General features: G+C 68.6%; 6 protein-coding genes. 2 read left to right on the top strand and 4 right to left on the bottom strand.

Going from position 1 to position 3,445, the window contains the following annotated elements; translation table 11 throughout:
* A partial coding sequence (locus CHF16_RS39005) for a transposase (protein WP_179271935.1) occupies positions 1 to 662 on the bottom strand: 662 nt, incomplete at its 3' end.
* 154 nt (positions 663 to 816) lie between these two features.
* Between CHF16_RS39005 and CHF16_RS39000 the strand changes: the two genes are divergently transcribed.
* Positions 817 to 1,257: a DUF418 domain-containing protein gene (locus CHF16_RS39000; RefSeq protein ID WP_179271934.1), complete on the top strand. Its 441-nt coding sequence runs from the start codon at positions 817 to 819 to the stop codon at positions 1,255 to 1,257.
* 10 nt (positions 1,258 to 1,267) lie between these two features.
* Positions 1,268 to 1,624, top strand: coding sequence for a hypothetical protein (locus CHF16_RS38995; protein WP_089331218.1), 357 nt, complete (start codon positions 1,268 to 1,270; stop codon positions 1,622 to 1,624).
* A gap of 24 nt (positions 1,625 to 1,648) precedes the next feature.
* Here CHF16_RS38995 and CHF16_RS38990 read toward each other — a convergent pair whose 3' ends face one another.
* Genes CHF16_RS38990 through CHF16_RS38980 form a run of 3 tightly spaced genes read right to left on the bottom strand, consistent with a single transcriptional unit; the run spans position 1,649 to position 2,890 of the window.
* Positions 1,649 to 2,209: a hypothetical protein gene (locus tag CHF16_RS38990; protein ID WP_089331217.1), complete on the bottom strand. Its 561-nt coding sequence runs from the start codon at positions 2,207 to 2,209 to the stop codon at positions 1,649 to 1,651.
* The gene (locus tag CHF16_RS38985) at positions 2,206 to 2,634 is read right to left on the bottom strand and encodes an ATP-binding protein (protein ID WP_089331216.1); all 429 of its coding nucleotides are present in this window, start codon (positions 2,632 to 2,634) and stop codon (positions 2,206 to 2,208) included. Before CHF16_RS38985 ends, CHF16_RS38990 begins: the two co-directional genes overlap by 4 nt.
* Positions 2,635 to 2,641: 7 nt before the next feature.
* A complete protein-coding gene (locus CHF16_RS38980; RefSeq protein ID WP_089331215.1) occupies positions 2,642 to 2,890 on the bottom strand; it encodes a hypothetical protein in 249 nt (82 codons plus the stop codon).
* Positions 2,891 to 3,445: the final 555 nt, after the last annotated feature.

Here is a 3,445-nt window from a genome sequence, read left to right as displayed (position 1 = left end):
AACTGCGAATCGGCGCGCAGCACCCGCAGCCCGGTGGCGCCGACCTGCGGTGCGGTGGCCAAGGCCTCGGCGACGAACCGCTGCGCGCCGCGGGCATCGGCGGCCTTGCCCCGGCGCAGCCGCACCCCGGCCACGACAGGGCGGGCGATCGGAGTGCAGATCGTGGCCAGCAGCGGATGCAGGGTCCGCACCCCTTTGAACCGCCCGATCTGCGCGCCCTGCTTGGCGCGGCCGAACACCCGCTTATGGGTGGAGTCGACGTCGATGAAGGCGACCTGGTCGGCGCCGGGCAGCAGCGGCGCCCGCCGGGCCAACTCGCCCAGCAGCCGGCGGTGCACCGCGTGCAACTGCAGGACGTGCCCGTGGGTGAACGAGCGCAGGAACGTGCCCAGCGTCGAGGGCGCCCGGACACCGCCGAACGCGATCGGCACCGCCCCGTGCCGCAACCGGTCGGTGTCATCGATGCTGTCGGCCCCGGCGCACATCGCCGCCACCAGCGACATCACCTTCGCCGCCGGGGCGGCGCCGGCGCTGTTGCGCGCACCCTCGATGCGCAGCGCCTCGGCCGCCAACCCGGGCAGCCCCGCCCGCTCGGCCAGCCGCACCACCGGCACCAGCCCGGCATCGGCGATCAGGTTCGGCTCGTCGAACGCGGCAGCCACCGCCGAACAGGCATGAGAGGATTGCACTTACGGGATGCCTCGTTGCTTCTGCGCTGCTGGACCCTAGACAAGCCCATCATCGCAGGCCACGGGGCATCCCTTTTGTCGTTTCCGCAACCTGGACGATCATTCATTGGTGGATCGAGGCTTAGCCGTGACTTCCGTAATCGCCGTCACTCTGAACGTCCAGCAGATCCACTACGGGCTGGACTCCCCCTCACGACTGGCAACCACGGCCGGACTCGCAACCGCCGCCGCCTATGTGATGGCAGCCATGCTGCTACTCCGCTCACCCATTCGACCCGCGCTGAACGCACTGGCCCCCGCAGGCCGCATGGCGCTGACGAACTACATCGCAGCCACCCCGTTGATCCTGATCTCCGATCAGCTCTTCCACCTTGAGAACAAAGGCGATGACGGAATCACCCTCGTCCTCGCCCTCGGCGCGGCAGTGTTCGCAACCGAACTGGTCTTCAGCCTGCTCTGGCTACGCCGCGCCCGCTACGGACCCCTCGAATGGGTGTGGCGCTGCCTGACCTGGTGGACCCTCGTCCCGAACGCCTCAGATGGGCCCTCGCGCAACGGATCCCGATAGCGTCCCGCCCATGGACGTACCCGACCTGGCGGACCTGATCTGGCTCTTCGAGGACGAGCCGACCTCGGACGACGAGGACCTCGCCTGGCCGGTCGGCCTCCAGAGCTTCCGCCTTCGGAGGGGCACCCGCGAGGTGCTGTTCTCAGTCGACCCGACGTCGGGCGAGGTGTACTTGACCCTCTCCGAAGCGGGCGACGACATCGCCTCGATCGGCAGGCTCCGCAAGCTGGAGAGCCTGCGCATCGAGAAGCGAGACGGCTATGAGGGCCTGGTCCTTCGCTTCAAGGACGACATGGACCCGCTGACCCTGCAGACGAGCCCCGTCATCCGCCTCACGTGGAACGTGACACCACTCGGAATCTGGTGACTCCACGGCTTTCCGTCGGTGGGCTCAGAGGCCCCCGCGTTTGTAGTCGCGGTATTCGCGCGCGAGGGTGTCGGTGTCCAGTCGAGGCCATTCGGTGAGCGTGCCGGTGTGGCGGTCGATGACGAGCATGCTGCCGGACGGCCGGGTCGCGGGCCGGGCGATGAAGCCCTCGTCGAAGGATTCGACGGACAGCAGGACCGGGTGGCCGACCGTGCGGGCATACCAGGCGTCGGCGCGACGCCACGCCTCCGCGCGGTCGACCGGATGGGATTGCAGGCCGTAGGCGGCGAGGACGTCGGAAATGGCGCGGACCGTCCGGCAGCGGTCGAGGCCGCAGGCCAGGCAGACCATCCGGTCGCGGGCATCGCGCCCGTAGCGGTGGGCGTTCAGGACGGTGGTGAGCGCCGCCGTGGTCGCCAGCGCCAGCGTCCGGGCCGCCCCGGCGAACGCCGCGCTGTGCGGGTCGAGGGCGGCCGGATTCGCATGGGCGAGGCGGTCGAGAGCGTGCGAGTCGGCGCGCATGGCGGCCGTCATCGCGGACCGCACCCGGGCGACCGTCCATTCGCGCAGGTCGCCGCCGCTCACGCCGCCTCTCCGGGGGTCGTGCCGAACAGGGCGGCGACCGTGCGGGAACGGTCGTTGCCGAACCAGCCCCAGCTTGAGGCCAGGAGGGAGACGGTCCGCAGCCCGCGCCCGCACTCGGCGTCGTCGCCGGCCTCGGTGACGGCGGGCTCGGAGGGGGCGCCCTCGTCGGTGACGGCGACGGAGACCGCACCGTCCCAGCGGGTGATCTCGACGGTGAAGGTCCCGCCGGGCTGGCCGGACTTGGTGTGCCGCAAGGCGTTCACCACGAGTTCGTCGACGGCGAGGAGGACCTCGTCGAGCAGCGGGCAGCCGTCCAGGAGCATGGTGGTGAGGCGGCGGGCGGCGCGGGCCTGCTGGAGCTCGCCGGGGAAGGCGCGCCGCCAGCGCAGGGCGGTCGCGGGCGGAACGGGCATCGGATGGGACATGGGTTCCTCAGCGCGTAGTAGCCGGGTCGTCATCGTGCGTGCTCATCGTCACACCACGCACCGGCGGTGACACGGAAAACCCCAGGTCATCGCTCTGATTAGCACGCCCGCGACGGGGCACGTCGCCAGGCTGAGCTTGCGCGGCCCGCACGCTCACGAGCGGAACGCTCTCCCGCTGGACGTTGGTGAAGTCGACATAGAAGCCCAGGCCGTCCACGGCGCCAAGATCAGCACGGCGCAGTCCGCGCTGCTCCATTCGGGTAGCCGGTCAGTCACCTGTTTGATGCGGTGCCCATTTCCATCCTCGGTCGGCTTCGCGGTTCTGTAGGCGGCGATGGCCTTGGCGAGATGGTCCGGCCCGGCCGAGGCCGCCCAGGTGGTTCAGAGGATTCGACGGTTTTTGAGGTGGGCGTTGGCGCGGTCGCATGGTCCACGGAGCCTGGCGCGCGAGCGGTCGGCCTGCTTCTGCGTTCTGGCTTATCTCGTCCCGTGCATCTCGCAAGAGATCGCTTTACACACGATCCGCAATCACATCCACAGGCCAGCGGAACCGAAATGCCCGAGATGAGGCATCTACAACAAAGGTCGAAAGCGGCACGAACCCCAAAAAAATCATGGTCGAATTTGGCCACGAAAATGCAACACAGCGCCCGGCCGGATACCATGGATGCATGAGTTTGATTGCGGTCGACCCTGATGCCGCGTCCACCATGGAACAATGCCGTTAAATTAGCCTGACCGTCAGGGTGTTATCCACATATCCACAGGCGTCGCAGGTCCATGTGGAGTTCGTGAAAGCGATTGAAGCCTC

It is taken from the genome of Actinomadura meyerae (assembly GCF_900188445.1).
GTDB classification, from domain to species: Bacteria; Actinomycetota; Actinomycetes; order Streptosporangiales; family Streptosporangiaceae; genus Spirillospora; species Spirillospora meyerae.
The sequence above is the reverse complement of the archived record's forward strand: the minus strand, read 5'-3'. Positions and strand labels throughout refer to the sequence as shown.